The organism is Mycobacterium sp. NPDC051804 (assembly GCF_044452905.1).
GTDB lineage: Bacteria > Actinomycetota > Actinomycetes > Mycobacteriales > Mycobacteriaceae > Mycobacterium.
In genome coordinates this window covers 179,492-199,959 of sequence record NZ_JBITCD010000001.1, presented here as the reverse complement: position 1 = coordinate 199,959, position 20,468 = coordinate 179,492, and the positions used below count along the sequence as shown (strand labels likewise).

21 protein-coding genes are annotated in these 20,468 nt (G+C 67.2%); 13 read left to right on the top strand and 8 right to left on the bottom strand.

Going from position 1 to position 20,468, the window contains the following annotated elements:
* The first annotated feature begins 1 nt into the window (after position 1).
* From ACIA48_RS00950 to ACIA48_RS00940, 3 genes are all read left to right on the top strand, one after another.
* Entirely contained in the window at positions 2 to 2,779 is a 2,778-nt protein-coding gene (locus ACIA48_RS00950; RefSeq protein WP_396726732.1) for an AAA family ATPase, read from the top strand.
* Between the two features lie 86 nt (positions 2,780 to 2,865).
* On the top strand, positions 2,866 to 3,588 hold the full coding sequence (locus ACIA48_RS00945; RefSeq protein WP_396726729.1) for an SDR family NAD(P)-dependent oxidoreductase: 723 nt from the start codon (positions 2,866 to 2,868) through the stop codon (positions 3,586 to 3,588).
* A gap of 17 nt (positions 3,589 to 3,605) precedes the next feature.
* A complete protein-coding gene (locus tag ACIA48_RS00940; RefSeq protein WP_396726726.1) occupies positions 3,606 to 4,223 on the top strand; it encodes a sigma-70 family RNA polymerase sigma factor in 618 nt (205 codons plus the stop codon).
* On the opposite strand, the gene ACIA48_RS00935 is transcribed toward ACIA48_RS00940, so the two are convergent.
* Positions 4,220 to 5,158, bottom strand: a complete 939-nt coding sequence (locus ACIA48_RS00935) for an amidohydrolase family protein (RefSeq protein ID WP_396726723.1) — start codon at positions 5,156 to 5,158, stop codon at positions 4,220 to 4,222. The two genes, ACIA48_RS00940 and ACIA48_RS00935, sit on opposite strands and share 4 nt — an antisense overlap.
* A gap of 131 nt (positions 5,159 to 5,289) precedes the next feature.
* On the opposite strand from ACIA48_RS00935, the gene ACIA48_RS00930 reads away from it, so the two are divergent.
* On the top strand, positions 5,290 to 6,063 hold the full coding sequence (locus ACIA48_RS00930; RefSeq protein ID WP_396728424.1) for a class I SAM-dependent methyltransferase: 774 nt from the start codon (positions 5,290 to 5,292) through the stop codon (positions 6,061 to 6,063).
* Between the two features lies 1 nt (position 6,064).
* Here ACIA48_RS00930 and ACIA48_RS00925 read toward each other — a convergent pair whose 3' ends face one another.
* Both ACIA48_RS00925 and ACIA48_RS00920 read right to left on the bottom strand, forming a co-directional pair.
* Positions 6,065 to 6,277: a hypothetical protein gene (locus tag ACIA48_RS00925; RefSeq protein WP_396726720.1), complete on the bottom strand. Its 213-nt coding sequence runs from the start codon at positions 6,275 to 6,277 to the stop codon at positions 6,065 to 6,067.
* 127 nt (positions 6,278 to 6,404) lie between these two features.
* Positions 6,405 to 7,061: an enoyl-CoA hydratase/isomerase family protein gene (locus tag ACIA48_RS00920; protein ID WP_396726718.1), complete on the bottom strand. Its 657-nt coding sequence runs from the start codon at positions 7,059 to 7,061 to the stop codon at positions 6,405 to 6,407.
* Positions 7,062 to 7,102: 41 nt separating this feature from the next.
* Between ACIA48_RS00920 and ACIA48_RS00915 the strand changes: the two genes are divergently transcribed.
* The 4 genes from ACIA48_RS00915 (at position 7,103) to ACIA48_RS00900 (ending at position 11,863) form a co-directional block, all read left to right on the top strand.
* The gene (locus ACIA48_RS00915) at positions 7,103 to 8,230 is read left to right on the top strand and encodes an FHA domain-containing protein (RefSeq protein ID WP_396726715.1); all 1,128 of its coding nucleotides are present in this window, start codon (positions 7,103 to 7,105) and stop codon (positions 8,228 to 8,230) included.
* Between the two features lie 127 nt (positions 8,231 to 8,357).
* Positions 8,358 to 10,121, top strand: a complete 1,764-nt coding sequence (locus ACIA48_RS00910; protein WP_396726712.1) for a serine/threonine-protein kinase PknH/PknJ — start codon at positions 8,358 to 8,360, stop codon at positions 10,119 to 10,121.
* Positions 10,122 to 10,160: 39 nt separating this feature from the next.
* Complete coding sequence (locus tag ACIA48_RS00905; protein ID WP_396726709.1) at positions 10,161 to 10,646, top strand: nuclear transport factor 2 family protein; 486 nt, start codon at positions 10,161 to 10,163, stop codon at positions 10,644 to 10,646.
* A complete protein-coding gene (locus ACIA48_RS00900) occupies positions 10,646 to 11,863 on the top strand; it encodes a hypothetical protein (protein ID WP_396726706.1) in 1,218 nt (405 codons plus the stop codon). The genes ACIA48_RS00905 and ACIA48_RS00900 overlap by 1 nt, the downstream gene beginning before the upstream one ends.
* A gap of 6 nt (positions 11,864 to 11,869) precedes the next feature.
* Here ACIA48_RS00900 and ACIA48_RS00895 read toward each other — a convergent pair whose 3' ends face one another.
* Complete coding sequence (locus ACIA48_RS00895) at positions 11,870 to 12,643, bottom strand: sensor domain-containing protein (RefSeq protein ID WP_396726704.1); 774 nt, start codon at positions 12,641 to 12,643, stop codon at positions 11,870 to 11,872.
* 105 nt (positions 12,644 to 12,748) lie between these two features.
* Between ACIA48_RS00895 and ACIA48_RS00890 the strand changes: the two genes are divergently transcribed.
* A complete protein-coding gene (locus tag ACIA48_RS00890; RefSeq protein WP_396726701.1) occupies positions 12,749 to 14,122 on the top strand; it encodes an NAD(P)/FAD-dependent oxidoreductase in 1,374 nt (457 codons plus the stop codon).
* 20 nt (positions 14,123 to 14,142) lie between these two features.
* Here ACIA48_RS00890 and ACIA48_RS00885 read toward each other — a convergent pair whose 3' ends face one another.
* A complete protein-coding gene (locus tag ACIA48_RS00885) occupies positions 14,143 to 14,613 on the bottom strand; it encodes an SRPBCC family protein (protein WP_396726698.1) in 471 nt (156 codons plus the stop codon).
* A 60-nt stretch (positions 14,614 to 14,673) separates the two neighbouring features.
* On the opposite strand from ACIA48_RS00885, the gene ACIA48_RS00880 reads away from it, so the two are divergent.
* The 4 genes from ACIA48_RS00880 to ACIA48_RS00865 all read left to right on the top strand — a co-directional run bounded on the left by ACIA48_RS00880 (position 14,674) and on the right by ACIA48_RS00865 (position 17,812).
* Positions 14,674 to 15,048 (top strand): DUF427 domain-containing protein, encoded by a 375-nt coding sequence (locus ACIA48_RS00880; RefSeq protein WP_396726695.1) that lies wholly within the window; start codon positions 14,674 to 14,676, stop codon positions 15,046 to 15,048.
* Between the two features lie 9 nt (positions 15,049 to 15,057).
* Complete coding sequence (locus ACIA48_RS00875; RefSeq protein WP_396726692.1) at positions 15,058 to 15,972, top strand: DNA-3-methyladenine glycosylase family protein; 915 nt, start codon at positions 15,058 to 15,060, stop codon at positions 15,970 to 15,972.
* Positions 15,973 to 16,050: 78 nt separating this feature from the next.
* On the top strand, positions 16,051 to 16,608 hold the full coding sequence (locus tag ACIA48_RS00870; RefSeq protein WP_396726690.1) for a Dps family protein: 558 nt from the start codon (positions 16,051 to 16,053) through the stop codon (positions 16,606 to 16,608).
* A gap of 208 nt (positions 16,609 to 16,816) precedes the next feature.
* Positions 16,817 to 17,812, top strand: a complete 996-nt coding sequence (locus ACIA48_RS00865; protein ID WP_396726687.1) for an alpha/beta hydrolase — start codon at positions 16,817 to 16,819, stop codon at positions 17,810 to 17,812.
* Positions 17,813 to 17,821: 9 nt separating this feature from the next.
* On the opposite strand, the gene ACIA48_RS00860 is transcribed toward ACIA48_RS00865, so the two are convergent.
* The 3 genes from ACIA48_RS00860 to ACIA48_RS00850 form a co-directional block, all read right to left on the bottom strand.
* Positions 17,822 to 18,439: a CDP-alcohol phosphatidyltransferase family protein gene (locus ACIA48_RS00860; RefSeq protein ID WP_396726685.1), complete on the bottom strand. Its 618-nt coding sequence runs from the start codon at positions 18,437 to 18,439 to the stop codon at positions 17,822 to 17,824.
* 2 nt (positions 18,440 to 18,441) lie between these two features.
* A complete protein-coding gene (locus ACIA48_RS00855; protein ID WP_396726683.1) occupies positions 18,442 to 19,311 on the bottom strand; it encodes a lysophospholipid acyltransferase family protein in 870 nt (289 codons plus the stop codon).
* 338 nt (positions 19,312 to 19,649) lie between these two features.
* Positions 19,650 to 20,450: a PaaI family thioesterase gene (locus ACIA48_RS00850; RefSeq protein WP_396726680.1), complete on the bottom strand. Its 801-nt coding sequence runs from the start codon at positions 20,448 to 20,450 to the stop codon at positions 19,650 to 19,652.
* Positions 20,451 to 20,468: the final 18 nt, after the last annotated feature.

Genomic DNA, 20,468 nt, shown 5'->3' with positions numbered 1-20,468 from the left:
CATGGCAGGCGGTGCTGAACAGCCCCTGCGCGGCCGACATGACGAGTGCGAAGCGCTGGACCGTCTCGTCGAGGCCGCCGGCAGGGGTGAGAGCCAAGTCGTCGTGCTACGCGGTGAGGCAGGCGTTGGTAAGACCGCGCTGCTGGATTACGTAGCCGAACGCGCTACCGGATTCCACGTCGCGCGTGCCGCCGGTGTCGAAGCCGAAGTCGAACTGGCCTTCGCGGGTCTGCACCAACTGTGCGCCGCGATGCTGGACCGTCTCGACGCGCTGCCCGCGCCGCAACGGGATGCGCTCGCCACCGCTTTCGGCCAGAGCGCGGGACCGCCGCCGGACCGCTTCCTGGTTGGTCTCGCGGTGCTGAGCCTGCTCGCCGAGGTCACCGCGGACCAACCGCTGATCTGTGTCGTCGATGACGCCCAATGGCTGGACCGGGTCTCGGCGCAGACGCTCGCATTTGTCGCGCGCCGACTGCTGGCCGAGCCTGTGGCGCTGGTGTTCGCGGTGCGCAGCACCGTCGCCGACGAGCTGACCGGGCTGCCGGAGCTAGCGATTCGCGGCCTGTCCGACGGCGACTCGCGCGCTTTGTTGGACACCGTGATTCGCGGTCGCCTCGACGAGCGGGTGCGTGAACGGATCATCGCCGAGGCCCGCGGTAATCCCTTGGCGCTGCTGGAATTGCCCCGTGATCCGGCCGCGGCGGAGGGCGGCTACGGCCGACCCGACGCGCGTGCGCCGTCGAGTCACCTCGAGCAGAGCTTCGTGCGACGGGTGAAGTCGCTGCCCATGCCGACGCAGAAGCTGCTGCTGGCCGCCGCGGCGGAACCCGTCGGTGACAAGGCGTTGCTGATTCGGGCGGCGAGGCGGATGGGAATCACCCCCGACGTCGCCGCGCACGCGGAGGCCGAGGGCCTTATCGAGATCGGCGCCCGGGTGCGCTTCCGCCACCCCCTGATGCGCTCCGCCGCGTACCTGGCCGCGGACGTCGACGATCGCCGCCAGGCTCACCGCGCGCTCGCCGAGGAAACCGATCCGAACTCTGATCCGGACCGTCGCGCCTGGCACGGCGCCAACGCCGCGTTCGGCACCGACGACGACGTCGCCGACGAACTCGAGAAGTCCGCGGACCGCGCGGCCGCCAGAGGTGGTGTCGCCGCCGCGGCGGCATTCCTCGAACGTGCCACCGAGCTGACGTTGGACCCGGGACGACGGGGAGCCAGGGCGCTGGCCGCTGCTGAGGCGAAGTTCGCGGCCACATCGTCCGAGGCGGCGTACGGACTGCTGGCGATCGCCGAGATGAGCCCGCTGGACGCACTGCAGCGGGCACGGGCCAAGCGGTTGCGCGCGCGGATCGCCTTCGTCGAAAGTCGTGGCGGAGTGAACGGCGCCGCACCGGTTGCCGACACCGCGCTTGGCCTGCTCGATGCCGCTCGCGGTCTGGAGGGCCTCGACGACGGCCTCGCGCGAGAGACCTATCTGGACGCCCTGGGTGCCGCGATGTACGCCGGCAGGCTGTGCCCGCACGGCGGCCCGATCGTCGTCGCCGAACCGGCGCGCCACGCACCGCCGGGACCGCAGCCGCCGCGCCCGCACGATCTGCTGCTCGACGGCCTCGCCATGCGGTTCACCGACGGCCACGCGGCGAGCCTGCCGACGTTGCGAGCCGCCATGACGCAGGTGCTCGAGACGGCTCAGCACACCGACGGCGACGTGATGCGGTTGTTCTGGCAGGGCTTCCCCATCGCGCAGGAGTGCGCTGCCGGGGAGTTGTGGGACGACGACCTGTGGGATGACGTCGGCGGTACCGCGGTCCGGCTCGCGCGTGAAGCGGGTGCGCTCGCGATGCTCCCGCTTGCACTGTCCACGCGTGCGGGCAACCACGTGTTCGCCGGTGAGTTCGACGCGGCGGCGGCGTTGATCGAAGAGGCCAACACGATCGCCGCCGCGACGGGATACGCGCCGGTGCGCTATCACGCGATCTCGCTCACTGTCTGGCGCGGCGTCGAGGCCGAGTCGGTACGGGTGCTCGAAGCCACGGCGCAACACGCGGCAGCACGCGGCGAAGGCCGAGTCATCGGCTTGGTCGGGTTGTTCACCGCGGTTCTCAACAATGGGCTGGGTCGGTATGAGGAGGCGCTCGCCGGGGCCAAGCAGGCATGCGAACACGAGGACCTCGGCCCGTACCGGATGTCGTTGGCTGAACTCATCGAGGCGGCCGTCCGGTGCGGTGACCAGGAGGAGGCTCTCCGCGGGGTCGCGTTGATGGAATCGCAGGCGGCCGCCGGAACGGATTGGGCGTTGGGCACTTTGGCGCGCTGCCGGGCTCTCGTCGCCGACAACCACACCGCTGAGGCCTACTACCGAGAGGCCATCGAACGGCTCGGGCGCACCAAAATGCGCGTCTATCTCGCGCGCTCGCATCTCGTGTACGGGGAGTGGCTGCGCCGCATGAACCGGCGGGTCGATGCCCGTGAGCAGCTGGGCGCCGCGCACGAGATGTTCGTCCAGATGGGGTCGGAGAGTTTCGCCGAGCGTGCCCGCCGCGAACTGTTGGTCACCGGTGAGAAGACCCAGAAGCGTGCGGCCGGCACAGGCGACGGGCTGACGGCGCAGGAAGCACAGATCGCCCAGCTGGCCGGCACCGGGCTGACCAATCAGGAGATCGGTGCCCAGCTGTTCATCAGCGCGCACACCGTCGAATGGCATCTGCGCAAGGTGTTCGCCAAGCTTGGTATCAAATCGCGCAGGCAGCTCCGGGGACGACCCGAGGTGACCTAGCCGCGCCACTGCTGACCGGCCGGACCATGGGTTGACTACGGACTTTCAAGGGTCCGCTACGGGTTTGCGCTCGACATGCTGAATTCGTGGAACTCGCTGAGAACGTCGCCCTGATCACCGGTGGTACTGCAGGTATCGGCTGGGAATCGGCGCGGCTCATGGCCTGCGAAGGGGCCAAGGTCATCATCTCCGGACGCGACCGCGTGCGCGGTGAGCAGGCCGCGGCGCGGATCGGTGAAAGCGCGCGGTTCGTCCAGGCCGACCTCTCCGATATGGACTCGGTGCGCGCGCTCATCGAGCAGTGCGGGCCCGTGGACATCGTCGTGAACAACGCGGCGAACTTCACCGGCGCCGCGACCGTCGACCAGGAGCTCGCCGCGTTCGAGTCGATCTTCGACACCAACGTCCGCGGTGCCTACTTTCTGATCGCGGGCCTGGTCCCGGGGATGCTCGAGCGCGGCCGCGGCAGCATCGTCAACGTCACTTCCATGGTCGCCTCCAAGGGCGTTCCCGGGGCATCCGGATATAGCGCTTCCAAGGCCGCGCTCGAGTCGTTGACGCGCACCTGGGCCGCGGAGTTCGGCAAGTACGGGGTGCGGGTCAACAGCGTCGCGCCAGGCCCGACCCGCACCGAGGGGGTGGCCGCCGAATGGGGCGAGACCAATGAGGAGCTCGGCCGGGCACTGCCACTGGGCCGGACCGCACATGCGGCCGAAATCGCCGAGGCGGTGCTGTTTCTCGCGTCACCGCGCGCCAGCTTCATCACCGGTTCGACGCTGCACGCCGATGGCGGCGGCGCAGCGGTCTGATGTCGAGGAGAGTGAGCATGTCGTACCAGACGCTCGAACAGGCTGCGGTGACGTTCACCGGATTCCGTGATCGGTTGTTCGGCATAGCCTTTCGGATGCTGAACGACAGCGCCGCCGCGGAGGACATCGTCCAGGAAGCGTGGGTGCGGTGGCAGACCTGCGATCGGAACGTCGTGCTGGATCCGCTCGCGTTCCTGACCACCACCACGAAGCGGCTCTGCATCAACACACTGCAGTCGGCACGCGCGCGTCACGAAACCCGCGCCGGATCGTGGCAGCCCGACCCGACGGACCCCGACGCGGACCCGCAGCGGCGCGTCGAGCAGTGCGAGGCGTTGGAACTCGCCGCACTCACTCTGCTGGAACGGCTGTCACCGCCCGAGCGCGCCGCATATGTATTGCGGGAAGCGTTCGACTACTCGTACGCCGAAATCGCGAGGATCGTCGAGGTGACGCAGCCGAACGCGCGTCAGCTCGTCAGCCGCGCGCGCAAACGCCTTGCCGCGGAACGTCGCGAGGAGCCCACCGGCGCCGAGCAGAAGCGGCTGGTGGTGGCGCTGACGGTGGCCGCGCAATCGGGCGACCTGGCGACACTGGAATCTGTCTTCGCTGAAGACCTCGCCATGGCCGCCTAGCCGAGGTGAAACAGCGCCATGGCGTTCGCATCGAGGATCGCGTGCGCTTCGCCGGGGTCGGCCACATCCACCACGTACTCGACCGCGCGCACGAACGTATCGCCGTCCTCGTAGGGAAAGTCGGTGCCGAGCAGAATCCGGTCAGCCCCGAAAGTCTCTATGGCACAGCGTAATGCGGGCTCATGACAATGGCTGACGGTGTCAAACCACAGCCGGTGCACCGCCTGGCTCGGCGGTTCCGGTGTGCCGGGCGCCTCCCACGCAAGATGGTCGTCGGCTCGGCGCGTGAGCATGGGCAGCGCGCCGCCCAGATGTGAGCAGATGATCTTCACCCCGGGATACCGCTGCAGGTGACCGGAGGTGATCAGCTGCAGCGCGGCGATGGTGTCCTCGAACGGTGCGCCGGCCATCCACGTGATCCGGTGCTCGGTTACGAGCGGGGAACAGGCGCCGTTGCCGGCCGGATGCAGATATAGCACGGCGCCGCGGGCATCGAGTTCGGCGAAGATCGGCTCGAAGTCCGGCTCCGTGATCGCCCGGTCCAGCACACTGGTGTTCATTGCGACACCGACCATCCCCAATTCGTCTAGGGCACGGGTTATTTCGGTGGTCGCGGCGTCGATGTGCGGCATAGGTGTCGACGCGAACGCGCGGAAGCGGTCGGGATGTGCGGAGACGACGGCGGCGTACTCGTCGTTGACATAGCGAGCGGCGGTAACGGCCCGCTCGGCTTCGGCGCCGTAGGGCAACTGCGGGGCCGCCGACAGCACCTGGAGGTCGACACCCGCGCGATCCATCAACCGCAGCCGGGCATCGAGTTCGGCGCCGCCGCCTGCGCCGATGCCGCGCTGGGTCGCGGTGTCAGAACTGCCGAGATCGGTAAGCATGTCGAGATAGTGGTCGGTCCAGTAGTGCGCGTGCACGTCGATCCGCATGCATGTCAACGCTATTCGTTGAACGCCACGCCGTACAGTGTTCAACCGCTAGCGGGTTGGATTGTGCCGTGGTTAGCCTCGAAATCGTGAGCGAGAAACTGCACGTCGACCTGTCGGGTGCACCGCAGACCATGCTGGCCACCTTCTACGCCAAAGCATTGGACGCGGACCTGCCCAAACCGATCCTCGGCGATCGGTGGGCCAAACAGATCGTCGACCGTATCGACTACGACTGGTCGCAGACGTCGATCACCAAAGCCAATTCGCCGTCGGTGACCACTCGCAGCGCACATTTCGACAACTGGGCCAGGCAGTTTCTTGCGGTCCATCCCGAAGCCACCGTCGTACATCTCGGTTGTGGATTGGACGCACGCGTGTTCCGGCTCGACCCCGGCCCCGGCGTCGAGTGGTACGACGTCGACTATCCCGATGTCGTCGATCTACGTCGCCAGCTTTTCCCGGACCGGCACAATTTCCACGTCATCGCCGCGTCGGTGACGGATCCGGCGTGGCTGACCGAGGTGCGCAGCGACCGGCCGACGCTGATGATCGCCGAGGGCCTGACGATGTACCTGACGCAGTCCGACGGCGTCGCACTGCTGCGTCGCTTCGTCGATACGTTTCCGAGCGGAGAGCTGCAGTTCGATGCGTTCAACCGGTTGGGTATCAAATCGCAGTGGACGAACGCGGTCGTGCGCCGATCCGGCTCGACGTTGTACTGGGGGATCAATGGACCCGACGACATCGTCGAGGCGGTCCCCGGGGTGCGGCTGCTCGCGTGGGAATCACCGTTCGATTCCGCGTCGTTCCAGGATGTTGCGTGGCCCTACCTCCTGATGGCGCGCGTGATGTCGCTGGCGCCGTCGCTGCGGTACATGGCGCAGTACCACCGCTACGCCTTCTAGATCAGTAGTGGAGCAGCTGGCGACGCGTGTTGTGGCTGGTGCCCGGGCCGGCGGCAGTCGGCGCCTTCACGGTCGGGGTGGCCACGATGCTCGGATGCCAATCCTGATGCACCGGTGCGGCGTCGGCGTTGGCCGAGGTTCCCAGCGCGAAGGCGCCGATCAGTCCGGCGGGCACGACGATGTAGGTGGCGATGTAGCGCGTGAAGACGTGCATGTGGCTTCTCCGATGTCCGCTATGTCCGTGAATCTGTTGGACACAACGATGCGGCGCACCGGCCCGCGGGTCTGTCGGGTGATCGGGCCGCGGACAGGGTGAATTCGCCGTCCCCCGATCGGAGGACTCAGACCGCCTTCAGCTCGGCGACGACCTCGGCGTAGAGCCGGGCCTTGATCGCGCCGAACACCGCGCCGGCTTTCGGGGCGAGCGCCTCGGCCCGCGCGACCGCGGCATCGAGCACCTCGCCCTCGCCTGCGGTGGCGGTGACGATGCCGGCCGACCGGGCGTCCTCGCCTCCGTAGCGGCGCGCGGTCGTCATCGCCTCGTGGGCGGCCGCGATCGGCAGTCGTGCGCGGATCAGCGCATTCATCCCCGGCGTGAACGGAATCCCGAGATCGACCTCCGGCAGACAGAAGTAACCCCGGTCGGCGCGCATGACGATCTGGTCGTGGGCCAGCGCCAGCATCGCGCCCGCCGCGAACGCGTGGCCCTGGACAGCGGCGACGATCGGCGCGGGAAAGGCCAGGACCCGCGCGAACAACGCGTGGACGTCCACCAGGTTCGTTTCGGACGCCTGCGGGTTGGCCGCCATGAAATCCAGATCCAGCCCGTTGGAGTAGAACTTTCCGGTGCCAGTCGTGACCACCGCTTTGGCGCCTTCGGCGGCCTCGACCTCGTCGAGCGCGGCGTTGATCGCGGACAGCCGATCGGGGTGGAAGCAGTTCTCGTCGTCGCCGAGCGTGAGTACGAAAACCGCACCGTTGCGGTCGAGGCCGGTCATCTGCCGATTACACCACTGGCGCGTCCTGTCAGAATCGGGGGATGCTCCCCTCGCAGTCGCCCCGCGATGAGCTGGGCCTGCCCATCGTGATCGTGCGATTCGGCAGGGTTGATGAGGTGCTGCGCCCGGGTGACGGCCCAGTGTTCATCGGCAGGGAACTGCCCGCTCAGCTTCGCATCGACGACACCCGTATCTCCCGGACGCACGCCAGGATCGAGTCGGTGGGCACGCAGTGGGTGGTTGTCGACGAAGGCAGCACCAACGGCGTCTTCCTCGACGGCGAACGGGTCTCCACCGTGTCTGTGACGGATGGCATGACCCTGTACCTCGGCCACGCCGAGGGCATCGCGGTGCGGTTCTCGTTCATCGACCCCGACGCAGGCACGATGATGGCCACCGGCGTGATGTCGGCACGGACCACTGACGACACCATTCGGCATCCCGATAGCAGCACCGCAGGGGAAGACCCTGAGGATGGCCTCGACACCGCGCGGGCCGGCGAGGCAGTGACCGCGCGCCGCGAAGAGCTCGGCTACTCCGCACGCCGGCTCAGCGATGAGAGCGGCGTCAGCGTAGACGAGTTGGACGACTTAGAGCGCGGACGCAACTGGCCTCCCGCGGCTACCCGCGAAAAGATCGAACGGGCGCTGCGCTGGCCGTCCGGCACCATCCCCCTCGTGGCCCGTGGGGGCGAGGTCCCAGACGACGAAGACACCGGGACGCTGTCGGATTCCGTGCAGCTGGAGGTGATGCTCGACTACGCCAAGATTGCGCTCGACGGGATGGCGGCGCGGATCGCAGCCTTGCCGCCGGCCGGCGACCCGGGCTTCGGCGTACAGGTCGCTGAGCTACTCGCGCAGCTGCGCCGGCTGCACATCACCACGGCCAACGCCGCACGCAGCGCCCCAGCCCTCGAGATCCTGCTGTCGCTGTCCGACGTGCGCCGAACGTACAGCGACCTGATGTGCCGCGCTGCGACCGCCCCGGCCGCCACGCTGGGCCAGCGCCTGTACGCCGCGCGGCACCAAGCCCTGCTCAGCGTGGAGGAAACCGCCGCGGCCACCGGCATCGACGTCGATGCGGTCAATGCGGTCGAGGCCGAACGTGCGGTATCCGCCGAGATATCCGCCGCGGTGGAAAACGTCCTCCTACGACTCACCAACCGCTGAGCAGCTGGACCCAGATGCCGCTCAGTCCCCGCCGGGCGCGAAGACGCCACCGGAGGCCGTACGTGATACTGCTGTGCATGAATGCGGCGGGGGGCATCCATATGGATGCGCATGAAGGTGGCCGCCGGTGCTGAGCAACGGATCGATGGTTGGCGGCTACCGCATCGAGCGGGAACTGGGCGCCGGTGGCATGGGCTCGGTCTATCTGGCCGCCCACCCCACCCTGCCCCGCCGCGACGCACTCAAGGTGCTCTCCCGCGAACTGTCGCGTGACCCTGACTTCCGGACGCGGTTCACCCGCGAGGCCGACGTGGCCGCATCGCTGGATCACCCACAGATCGTGTCGGTGTACGACCGGGGTCAGACCGACGACGGACAGCTGTGGATCGCGATGCAGTTCGTCGATGGCACCGACGCCGACGCGGCGCTGCGCGATGGCACGATGACGCCGCCTCGTGCGGTGCACATCGTCTCCGAGGTCGCGAAGGCACTCGATTTCGCGCACAGCCGCAACGTCGTGCACCGCGACATCAAGCCGGCCAACTTTCTGCTGTCGGGCCCAGCCGACTCCGACGAGCGGGTGCTCCTTGGTGACTTCGGCATCGCCCGCGCGCTCGACGACGTGGGGTTGACTGCCACCGGTTCGGTCATGGCCACCATTGCATACGCTGCCCCAGAGGTGTTGTCGGGCATGCAGTTCGACGGTCGGGCCGATATCTATTCGCTCGGCTGCACCCTGTACCGGCTGCTGACCGGAAAGACTCCTTACTCCGGAGCCAACGGGCCGGCCGCCACGATGATGGCCCACCTGCAGCAACCGCCGCCACGTGTCACCGATGTCGTGCCGACGCTGCCGCCCGCGCTCGATCAGGTGATCGCCATCGCGATGGCCAAGGAGCCCAGGCAGCGGTTCAGTTCGGCCAGCGCGCTGGCGTCGGCCGCCGCAGCGGCGCTGTATGACCCTCGCGCACTGCAGAATCCGACGTTGCTGGCGCCGGTGCCCGGTCCGGAGGTCAGTTCGTACCCTCGGGCGACCGGCGGTACGCCCTGGCAGCCCAGCGGTCCGCCACCGGTGCAGTCGGGACCCGGATACGGTCCGCCCGCTCCGATCACCCCCGTACCGCGGCGCCGACGGCGCGGCGCGGTGATCGGGGCGGCAGCCGCGGTGGCGGTGCTGGTCGCCGGCACCGTGACGGTCGTGGCGTGGCCATCGGACGAACCGTCTTCGTCCGCCAACACCCCGCAGGCCGGATCAACGAACGTCCCGACCACCGTGGAAGGACCGCCCGCCACTGACGTACCTGTCTCGGGATTGCGCTCGATCTTGTTGACCCCCAGCGAGATTCCTGGCAACACCGGCGACAACGCGGTGGTCCTCGAATCTGACGGCACGGAGTTGCTCAACGACTCGGCGACCATCGACAATCAGCAGTGCCTCGGCGCCTGGGCGCCGGCACAGCAACCGGCCTACAGCGCGTCAGAACTCCCCGGGTCCCAGCCTTCCGGCGTCGCGGTGCAGACGCTGCGTGCGCTGTACCGAAAACTCACCCAGGACAGCGTCATTCAGGCGGTCGTGGCGTTTCCCAATGCCGACGGACCGGGTCTTTCGTTGCAACGACAACGGCGTCAGTGGGAGATATGCGCGGGCAAGACCGTGACCATCACCCCCGCCGGAGAGCCGCCGATGCAGTGGACGTTCGGGCAGCCCACCAACAACTCCGGCGCATTCGTGATCGCCGCCACCTCGAGTGCCGGTGACGCGGTGTGTCAGCACGGACTAGCCATCCGCGGCAACGTCTTGGTCGACATCCGTGAATGCCGACCGCCGGGCACCGGCGACGTCGGGGCGTTGATCGCCGCCACTGGTAACAAGGTGCCCCGACAACAATGAACCCATCGAATCCCATTGCATCTAGGAGGTTTGCCGCCCATGGCGTCCCGTAAAGTCCCCGCCGTCATTGGAGCGATGCTGGTCACGGTTGCCCTGGGCGCAGCGTGCTCACGTGGCGAGGTGCCAGTCCGGGAGGAGACCAGCGCCCAGTCGACACAGTCGGAAGCAGAAGCGGCACCGGCCCCAACGACCACTTCGCAGGTCCCCGACGACGATCAGCAGGTGCGCGACGCGGTGATGGCGTTCCAGGATGCCTACAACACGCAGAACTGGGATGCCTACCTGGATGCGATGTGCCCGTCGTGGGCGGCTCAGTACACCGGGCCGGTCATGGATATGACGAAGAAAACCCGCGTCGACCAAGGCTTGACGACAGTCAAGGTCATGACCGTGCGCGTCGTCGGAGACGAGGCAACGGCGACCGTCGATGCCCAGAACGAGATGCTCGGTCGGAGGACCGTTGACCTCCAGCTGGTCCGCGACGACGGTTGGCGAGTGTGCATGCCGAGCGGGGTAGCGCGGTAGTGCGGAACGCGTTGGCGGCGTTGACGATCGCACTGCTGCTGACGGCGTGCGGAAGCACGGTCGACGGTACGGCCACGCAGGCGACTGCACCGACTGTCGACCCGTCGGCGCTCGATCCTGGCTCCTACCCAACGACACCGCGTGCGCCGCTGGGTCAAGCCGGTAACGACCAAGTGGGTCGGCTCATCGAGGGACGGCGGATGGCCAGCTACGTCGTCGGGCCCTGGCAAGCGGATCCAACGATGACCCGGATCGGGTCGGCTCCCGCGAAGGTTCTGGAGCAGCGTAATCAGATTTCGCAAGTGATCTGGCCGTCGATGCTGACAAGGTTCCCGTCGTTGCCGCTGATCGTCGGCTTCGTCAGTGAACGGACGTCTTCGACGCCAGGCGATACAACGTTGGTTCGCAATGCGGTGCTCCAGTACCCGTTCCCGGAGACCGCGGCCTCCGTCGCCAAAGGGTTGGCCGAGGGGGCGCTGAACATCGCGGTGGTCGAACAGGCGGATGGCCCGGTGCCAACCGAACCGGTTCGCGCGGTACAGATTCCGGGTCACCCCGGAATCAGCGGGGCGTTGATGGCGCGCCCGGAAGGCACCAAGATCGTGCACGAGCTGACGGTTGTCAGCGCGCGGGGGCCTCACGTGCTGATCCAGGTGATCCAGTACGGCACGCCCGAAAGAGAGATCGAGCTGGCGGGACGCATCCTCGATCTACAGGTGCCGTTGATCGACACCTTCGTACCCACCGAGCCGGCGCCGTTGGCCTCGCTGCCGCAGGACCCGACCGGCCTGCTGGCCCGCACTGTGCCGCTCAAGTCCGGCCAGGGTGATTCGATGTCGAACGCCGACTACGACCCGGCGGGCGCATTGCAGTTGGAGGACAACCCGATTCAGGCGGCTGCGGCAATGAAGGACGCCGGGGTCGACACCGTGGCCGTCAGCGAGACGACGCTTTATCAAGCCCGCGACGACGGGGCCGCGCAACAGTTCGCGCAGACGCTCGGCGACGACGTCGTCAAGCAGCAGGCGGGGCAGCCCGCCGCCGAGGTTCCGGGCCTTGCGGGCAGCCGGTGTGTGCGCACCGAAGTCGCGGGTTCACGGATCGTGCGGCACTGGTGCATCGGCACCCGGGATCGGTACGCGTTCAAAGCGGTGGCGCGTGATCTGACCAACGCCCATCAGCAGATGGCCGCCCAGTACCTGATGCTGGGCGGCTAGCGGGGCCTAGTTCGGAATCTTCTCCAGGATCCGGTTGGCGATCGTCACGTTCTGCTCGGCCAGGTTGCTGCCCATGAGCTGCACATCGACGAGCACGTTGTTCTTGGCCGCAATGGCACGGGTGACGGTCACCGGTGAGTTGTCGTTGACGTTGCGCAACGAGGTGACGCCGCCGCCGGCGTCGACCGGCTCTCCCAGCGTGAACGCCGCCTGCTGGCCTTGAGCGATCACTTTCCACACGAACTGTGTATTGGCGCAGCGGCGCCACTGCTCGACGTAGTTGGCCAACGCGCGCTGCGCGGCCTCCGCGGTGTCGAAGGTGACCACCGACTCGCCGAGCATGAGGGACGGGGTCGGCGATTGGGCCTGACTGGCTCCGTGGAATTTCCGGTAGCCGGTGCCTTCATAGGCGGGCGGTGCGCCGGCGCTGAAAGAGCTTGCGCAGTCGGCCGGTTCGTAGACCTGCTGGCTGGGATCGGGTACTGCAACACCCGTGGAGTTGGGCCCCTCGATCAGTTGCGGGTTGTCCGTGATGGTCTTGAGCTCATCGAGAGTCGGTAGCAGCCCCGGCAGCTGGGCGGCGGCAACGGGCGCCGGGGTCGGCGGTGGCGGCGGGGTGGTCGACGTCGGCGTCGCCGACGCTTCTGCGGCAGAGGTGTCCGTCGCGGGCTCTGACTCGCCGCCGCATGCAGCGAGGAGTGCGGCCGACGTCAATGCGAGCGCGACTATCGTCCGCCCGTGCACGTTTCCCGAACTCGCCCACCGCTGGTGCTGACGCATCAAGTCGCCCTCTCTCGTTCCATGACCGGTCTTTCAGCATCGCACGGTGGCGGACGTGGTCCGGACACCAATTTGCCCGACGGTGCGTCCTGCCAGAATCAGGGAGTGTCCAAGACAATCAACGGCCGTATCTCCAACTGGTACTCCGAACTCCCGGCCGTGCGTGCGGCGCTGCCGGGGAACCGAGACGCCGATGTGTGCATCGTCGGCGGCGGTTATACCGGGTTGTGGACGGCGTACTACCTGAAGCGTGCCGACCCATCGCTGCGCATCGTCGTGCTCGAGTCGAGGTTCGCTGGCTTTGGCGCCTCGGGCCGTAACGGCGGCTGGCTGTCCGGGCTGGTGCCCGGTGACCGCAACCGGATGGCGAAGCTCTACGGACACGACCGAGTGCTGGCCTGGCAGCAGGCTCTCAACGAGGCGGTTGACGAAGTAATCGACGTGACAGGACGCGAGGGCATCGAAGCCGGCATCGTCAAGGGCGGAACGCTGCACGTCGCACGCAACCGCGCGCAGGCGTCGAGGCTGGCCGCCGAAGTCGAAGAGGAGCTCAACTGGAAGGTCGACGGTATCGCCACGTTGACGAAAGCTGAGTCTGCACAACGCATTCAGATCGACGACGTGGTATCGGCCTACCACAATCCGCACTGCGCGCGCGTCCAGCCGGCCCAACTGGTGCGAAGCCTGGCCGATACCGTCGAGCGACTCGGTGTCGACATCTACGAGCGATCACCGGTCATCGAACTCCGCGCCGGACGGGCGAAGACCGTACTGGGCGCGGTGAGCGCACCCGTCGTACTGCGCGCGACGGAAGGATTCACCTCCTCGCTGCCGGGGCTGAAACGGCGGTGGTTGCCGATGAACAGTTCGATGATCGCGACGGAGCCGATCCCCCAAGATATTTGGGAGACCATCGGCTGGGAGGGCCGCGAGACACTCGGCGACACCGCACACGGCTTCTTCTACGCGCAGCGCACCGTCGACGACCGCATCGCCATCGGCGGCCGCAGCGTGCCCTACCGGTTCGGTTCGCGCACCGACGTCGACGGCAAGGTGCCCGAGCGCACCATCGACCACCTCACCGCGGTGCTGCACTCGGCGCTTCCGCAGACCCGCGGTATTCCCGTCGCACATGCCTGGTGCGGTGTGCTGGCCGTGCCACGGGACTGGGAGGCGTCCGTAACCTTCGACAAGGGAACAGGTTTGGGGGCGGCCGGTGGCTACGTCGGCCACGGCGTTACCGCCACCAACCTGGCTGGGCGCACGCTCACCGACCTGGTGCTCGGACGGCAGACAGACCGCACCGACCTGCCCTGGGTGGGGCACCGATCACGCGACTGGGAACCCGAGCCGTTGCGATGGCTGGGCGTGCGCGGGATGTACACGGCGTACAAGGCCGCCGACTGGCACGAGTCGCGCGGACGCAGGACGACGTCGCCTATCGCCGTCGTCGCCGACAAGATCGCCGGCAGACCCTAGCGGGCTCCAGCCAATGGACCCTAGCGGGACTCGGCGCGCTCTTTGAGCCGCTGCAGGGTCAGCTTGATGTGCTTGGCGTTGGCCGAGTCGCGGTCACGCACGCCCGTCGCGATGCCCGCGGGGGTGCGGAACCATCCGGGTCGCTTGTCCCAGGTGCGTTCCGTGACGGTGCAGCCGCCGTCGGTCGCGGTGATGTCGTAACGCCAGTGCGCGACCGGGATGACGAGGCTCTTCACGTCGAACGCGAACGCGCGGCCGGGCTCGGCGTCGGTGACGGTGCAGGTGGTGGTCCACTTCTTGGTGCCCCGCTGGTTGCGGCCCTTGAACACGGCGCCCGGTGCGACGCAATCGCCCTTCTTCCACTCCATCTCGTTGGCTTCCTCGGCCAGCGCCGCCAGCGTCGGAAGGTCGGTGATCAGCGCGTATACCTCTGCTGGGTCGGCCGCGATGTCTGTCGAGGCCTCTGCGGAGGCGGGACCGTGTGCACTCATGTCGCGAATCGTAGCCAGCGATACAGGAATCCTGAGCGGTACTGCCACGTTGGTCTACTTATGAGCGATCGCCCCGTACTCCAACCTTCTGAGACTCATCCGATCACCGTCGAGCCGACCGGCAAGCACGTCACTGTTCGCGTCAACGGCGAGGTCGTAGCCGACACCGACAATGCGCTGACCCTGCAGGAGTCGACGTATCCCGCCGTCCAGTACATCCCGAAGGGCGACGTCGTGGCGTCCGCGCTGCGGGACAGCGGCACCGAGACGTACTGCCCGTTCAAGGGCGTGGCGAGCTACCACCACGTCGTCACCGGCTCCGGCGAAACCGTCGAGGACGCGATCTGGACCTACCAGGAGCCCTACCCGGCGGTGGCGGCGATCGCCGGTCATGTGGCGTTCTATCCGGACAAGGCTGTCGTCACGGTCACATAGTCTGAGGCGGTGCGAAGCGTCGAGTGCAGTGTCGTTTTCGCTGGGCCGGCGAGTCCGGGTCTGACACTGTCGCCGTTGCGCCGTGGCCGCGCCGACCCGTGCTACCACAACGCCGAGGACGGCGCGATTTGGCGCACCAGCCTGATGGCCAGCGGGCCGGTCACCGCGCGTATCGCCAAATCCGCCCGCGGCACCGTCGACTGCGAGGCATGGGGCCCTGGCGCAACGGAATTCACCGAATCACTGCCCGCTCAGCTCGGCCGTGACGACGACGCGTCGGACTTCGCGCCGGGCGAGCCGACCATCGCCGCCGCGCACCGTCGCGTTCCGCATCTGCGGCTCGGCCGCACCGACCGGGTGCTCGAAGCGCTCATCCCGGCTGTGCTCGAACAACGGGTCTACGGCAAGGACGCCCGTTCGGCGTGGAAGAAGCTCGTCACGAAATACGGTGCGCCCGCGCCCGGGCCCGCTCCCGCGCACATGCGGCTGCCACCACCCGGTGAGGTGTGGCGCCGCATCCCCTCGTGGGAGTTCCATCTCGCCAACGTTGACCCCGGCCGCGCACGCACGATCGTGGGTTGCGCACAGCGGGCCGACTCATTGGAACGGCTGGCCGGCCGCACGCCGGAGCTGGCGCGTACCGCGCTGATGTCGCTGCCCGGTGTCGGGGAGTGGACCGCGGCCGAAACGGCGCAGCGCGCCTTCGGCGATGCCGACGCGTTGTCGGTCGGCGACTACCACCTGGCGAAGGTGGTCGGGTGGAGTCTGCTGGGCCATCCCATCGACGATCCCGCGATGGTCCAGCTGCTCGAGCCGCTGCGCCCACACCGCCACCGCGCGGTCCGTCTGCTGGAAGTCAGTGGTCTTGCGGTGAATCCGCGGTTCGGCCCGCGCATGCCGATTCCAAAGCTTGCCGATATGTGACGTGCCTCTACGCACGGTTTTGTCCCGTAGCGGGCGGGTACACGTCGCGAGACGGTCAATCATGCGAAGGAGCTACTGATGACTACGTTCACCATTCCCGGCCTGTCCGACAAGCAGGGTGCCGAGGTGGCCGAAATTCTGCAGAAGTCGCTGAGTGCGTACAACGACCTGCACCTGACTTTGAAGCACATCCACTGGAACGTCGTCGGCCCGAACTTCATCGGCGTGCACGAGATGATCGACCCTCAGGTCGAACTCGTCCGCGGGTACGCCGACGATGTGGCCGAGCGCATCGCCGCACTCGGCAAGAGCCCGCAGGGTACGCCGGGCGCCATCATCAAGGACCGCACCTGGGACGACTACTCCGTCGGTCGCGACACGGTGCAGGCGCATCTGGCCGCGCTCGACCTCGTCTACACCGGTGTGATCGAGGATCTGCGTAAGGGCATTGACCGCCTCGATGACCTCGACCTGGTGTCGCAGGACTTGTTCATCGGCCAGGCGGGCGAGCTGGAGAAGTTCCAGTGGTTCGTTCGTGCGCACCTGGAGAACTCCGGTGGGCAGTTGGTCAACGAGGGTGCCAAGACCGAGAAGGCAGCCGCCAGCCGGGCTAAGAAGAAAGCCTCGACCAAGTAGCGCGCTGAGCCCCAACCTCGTCGCCGCACAGGCTCGCCCTGTGCGACGGTGAGTTGCTGTATTAGCGACGAGCTCACGATGAACTTGCGGTTAGACGAAATGTCAACGCGGATAGCTGATTAGCAAAGGTAACGGTCTTCTGGACGACACGCGCGGCAAAGGGCCGGTGAGTGTTGCCTAACGAATGCCTCACCCCCATAATCAGCCGGTGATCTTGAAGAGTGGTCTTCGCGCAATGGTCGTCGCGCTGCTGTCCGTGTTGTCGTTGGTGTCTGCTCCGTTGGCTGTTACTCAGCCCGCCGGCACGCCGGGGCAAGGTGCGCATATCACCGGTATCGAGCATGTCAACGAGCGCTGGGACAAGGTCTCGGTGTTCTCGCCGTCGATGAACAAGGTGATCGTCAACGACGTGTTCAAGTCGCCGAGGACGAACTCGCCGACGTTCTATCTGCTGCCCGGCATCGACGGCGGTGACAATCTGGATCCGGGCGGGAACTTTGCACCGGGTGCCAAGAGCTGGTTCGGAATGACCGATGTCCAAGGCTTTTTCGCCGACAAGAACGTCAATGTTGTCTCTCCCCTCGGCGGCGCGTTCAGCTGGTACACCAACTGGGTTGCCGACGCCAGCAAGCAGTACCAGACCTACATGACCTCCGAACTGCCCCTGCTGATCGACGCCGAGTACAACACCAACGGCGTGAACGCCGTCGGCGGCCTGTCCAGCACCGGCGGCACCGCCATCGACTACGCGATCCAGGCGCCGGGTGTCTACCGCGCGGTCGGTTCCTACAGCGGACTGCTGAACCCGGCCGATCAGCCGCAGCAGGTGAGCATGTCGCTCCTCGGCGGTGGCGCCAGTGCCGACGCGATGTGGGGACCGCCGGGTGGTCCGTTGTGGATTGCCCATGATCCGTCGAAGAACGTCGCCAAGCTGCAGGGCGTCGCGGTGTACGCGGCGGCCTCGGCCAGCGGTGGCGTCGGCGCCGTGGACCGGCTACCCGAGGGCTTCGGACCGAACGTCACCGGCGGCCTGATCGAGCGCATAGTCGCTGACAGCACCCGGGTTTTCGCTGATGCTGCTGCGGCAGCGGGTATTCCGATCACGTACGTCGTTCGGCCCGAGGGTTCGCACACCTGGGGTCTGTTCGAATCCGAGATGCAGGAGTCCTGGAACACCACCATCGGACCCGCCCTCGGCGTGTAGTCAGGGGCTTTACGTCCTGGGCTGAGCGAGTTCGCGGTGGGCGGCCGCCAGCCGCAGGCCGGCGGTGAGCACCGATCCGACGACGATCATTGCGCAGACCACTCCGATGGCGGCCGGTGCCGCGGCGGCCACGATGACGGCGAGGCAGCGTTCGGTCTTGCCGAAGGGGCCGCCGTTGCGTCGGGTGGCGCCCGCGCCCGCGGCGGCTAGCGAGGCGAACGTCGGCAGTGTGGCCGCCAGAGCGGCGACGAGGACCCAAATCACCGGCCACGAAAGCCAGTTCATGCCGGAGCCGCCCGGATACGCTGCAGCCCATACTGCGAGTCCGGCGAACATCAGCAAATCCGAGGTGCGATCACCGATTTCGTTGAGCGTGAAACCCCATGGGCGGCAGACATTTCTGGCTCGCGCGACCGCACCGTCAAGGTTGGCCCCGGCCAGCCGGACGCCGAGCCATAGCGCCGCCAACGGCCACCAGCCGATGGCGATGCTGACCGCCGCGGCCGCCGCGCCAAAAATGCCGATCGCCGTGAAGAAGTCCGGTGATGTCCCATGAATCTCAGCGCGCTGCAGAAAGATTCGCAGACGCTGGGTGTACCAGGGCTTCAGTGCGTACAGTCCGTCCACCGCTACGCCGCCTTCGCCAGAGGCGCAAGACCTGCGATGTCCCGTACCAGTCGGAGCGTGCCCGTATTCGTTCGCGTACGACGTCCGTTGCGCAGCCCCAGAACTTCGCGCCGCAAGTCCTGTGCGGCGATGGTGGCCGGATTCACTGGCTCACCGATACGGACCTCCATCGGGTGCGGCGTCAGGCGCCCACCCTTCGGCAGTACGTCGGCAGTGCCGAGCAACGCGACCGGGATGACGGGCACCCCGAATTCCTTGGCCAAATGGATCGCACCGGAACGGAACTCGCCGATGTTGCCGTCAGTGCTGCGAGTCCCCTCCGGGTAGATCACGACGGTGCGGCCCTCAGCGAGCGCGGGCTTGACTGCCGCGACCAGCGCGGCATAGGAGGAGCCGCCCGACCGTCGTACCGGCAATCCGCCTGCGAGGCTTTTCATGACGAACCGGCGCACCGGCACGTCGAACCAGTAGTCGGCGGCCGCGACGAACACCGGCTTGGCGCTGGGCGGCAGCGCCGCGAGAAGCACCGCCGTGTCGGCGTGCGAGCTGTGGTTCGCGACGAGGATGCAGCCACCTTCGTGACGCCAGCGGCCGATCACCGTGAGGCCGCCCGAGCGACCGACGACGATCCGCCACAGGTAATGCCGGAACGCGGCGGAGAACTGACCCGTGCGGACCAACCGGCAGATGGCGACGAGGAGCAGCCCGACGACGAACGTGGCCTCGATCCACGGGACGGCGGCCGGCGCGGCGTTCAGCAGGATGGCGAAGTTGTTGAACAACTCGGGCGTGTGGCCCGCCATCGCCGAACGGTGCAGGAAGTCGCCCAGGCCGGGCATGTACCAGGGGTTCAATGCATGAAGCGTGTTCATCGGGTATCTCCTCTCGTTCTCGTCTGTTGGCCGGGCGATCTGCCTGGTCCTTGGTCGATGGGAGGAGTCTGCGAACGCGCACTTGGAGGTTTCTAAAGGTTTCAAAAAAAGGTCTCGAAAAAGTGTCCCCGAATGTCGAAACCCCGGGGCGACGTCGTCGCACCGGGGTTTCGAGGGGGCTTTAGATCGTGGTTTACGTGGTGGTCGAGTCCTCCAGCGCGTCGTCGCGCACCGGGCGGTCGCGCAGCCCCGTTAGCCCCGTTAGCCCCGTGAAGACCTCGAATCGACGTTTTGCAGGGGTTTTCTCGAACTCTCGCTGCGAAACGTGGATCTTTGCGTCAGGCGTAGGCGGTGAGACGCGCGAGGATGGCCACCTCGCCGTTGGGGCCGACGGCCTGCGCCTCGGCGATGCCGCTGCGGCGTCCCACTCGTAAAGCCGTTCCAACATAACGAGATGCGGGGCTACCGCGAAACTGGCGGATGAAATTCACGCGCAGCGATGCGGTCCGCAGCGGCTCGTCACGTCCGGTGTTGACCGCGGCGGATGCCACCAGCTCGAGCGCCATCGCCGATACACCGCCGTGCACGATGCCGAGGCTGTTGTTCAGCACCGGATCAGCCAGCTGCTGAAGCGCTTTGGTTGTCCCCCCACCCTCAGCGACACGGACCGCCATTCGGTCGGCCAGTGTGCCGGGCGGTAGGGGACCCGTTGGGCCATCGGGGAACTCGGCGATGTGGTCGGGTGCGCTGATGTAGAACGATCGCACGGTTGCGGTGGCCAGCGTGGTGCCCCGATGGGATAGCTCGCACAACCCCAGCGCGACGTCGCTCTTGGCGGCGAACGGCTTCGATGTCGCCGTCACCGGGACGTCCGGGTCTTCGGCGATGACGTCGACCGCGTCCGGGCGGACCTCGAACGACAGCTCACTGGACACCGTCCACTCACCAGGCCCGCGGCGGCGATGGTTGACGAGGCCGCCGACGTGGTCGACCAGCATCGCCAGCGGTGCGATCGTGAGTGCCCCGGTCAACGGATTGACCATCTCGCCCGCGGGGATCGATGCCACGCAGCCGTCAGGGCCGTCCTCGGTCGTGACGATGCCGAAGCGGCCCAACGGGGTGTTCAACGGGTGAGACATCGCGATACAGCGTGACGG

Excerpts from the sequence above, each read along its gene's own strand:
- ACIA48_RS00895 (WP_396726704.1), bottom strand. The coding sequence starts at position 12,643 with ATGCGTCAGCACCAGCGGTGGGCGAGTTCGGGAAACGTGCACGGGCGG.
- ACIA48_RS00915 (WP_396726715.1), top strand. The coding sequence starts at position 7,103 with ATGCTCCCCTCGCAGTCGCCCCGCGATGAGCTGGGCCTGCCCATCGTG.
- ACIA48_RS00905 (WP_396726709.1), top strand. The coding sequence starts at position 10,161 with ATGGCGTCCCGTAAAGTCCCCGCCGTCATTGGAGCGATGCTGGTCACG.
- ACIA48_RS00855 (WP_396726683.1), bottom strand. The coding sequence starts at position 19,311 with ATGAACACGCTTCATGCATTGAACCCCTGGTACATGCCCGGCCTGGGC.
- ACIA48_RS00940 (WP_396726726.1), top strand. The coding sequence starts at position 3,606 with ATGTCGTACCAGACGCTCGAACAGGCTGCGGTGACGTTCACCGGATTC.
- ACIA48_RS00920 (WP_396726718.1), bottom strand. The coding sequence starts at position 7,061 with ATGACCGGCCTCGACCGCAACGGTGCGGTTTTCGTACTCACGCTCGGC.
- ACIA48_RS00925 (WP_396726720.1), bottom strand. The coding sequence starts at position 6,277 with ATGCACGTCTTCACGCGCTACATCGCCACCTACATCGTCGTGCCCGCC.
- ACIA48_RS00935 (WP_396726723.1), bottom strand. The coding sequence starts at position 5,158 with ATGCGGATCGACGTGCACGCGCACTACTGGACCGACCACTATCTCGAC.
- ACIA48_RS00950 (WP_396726732.1), top strand. The coding sequence starts at position 2 with ATGGCAGGCGGTGCTGAACAGCCCCTGCGCGGCCGACATGACGAGTGC.
- ACIA48_RS00885 (WP_396726698.1), bottom strand. The coding sequence starts at position 14,613 with ATGAGTGCACACGGTCCCGCCTCCGCAGAGGCCTCGACAGACATCGCG.
- ACIA48_RS00850 (WP_396726680.1), bottom strand. The coding sequence starts at position 20,450 with ATGTCTCACCCGTTGAACACCCCGTTGGGCCGCTTCGGCATCGTCACG.
- ACIA48_RS00930 (WP_396728424.1), top strand. The coding sequence starts at position 5,290 with ATGCTGGCCACCTTCTACGCCAAAGCATTGGACGCGGACCTGCCCAAA.
- ACIA48_RS00870 (WP_396726690.1), top strand. The coding sequence starts at position 16,051 with ATGACTACGTTCACCATTCCCGGCCTGTCCGACAAGCAGGGTGCCGAG.
- ACIA48_RS00880 (WP_396726695.1), top strand. The coding sequence starts at position 14,674 with ATGAGCGATCGCCCCGTACTCCAACCTTCTGAGACTCATCCGATCACC.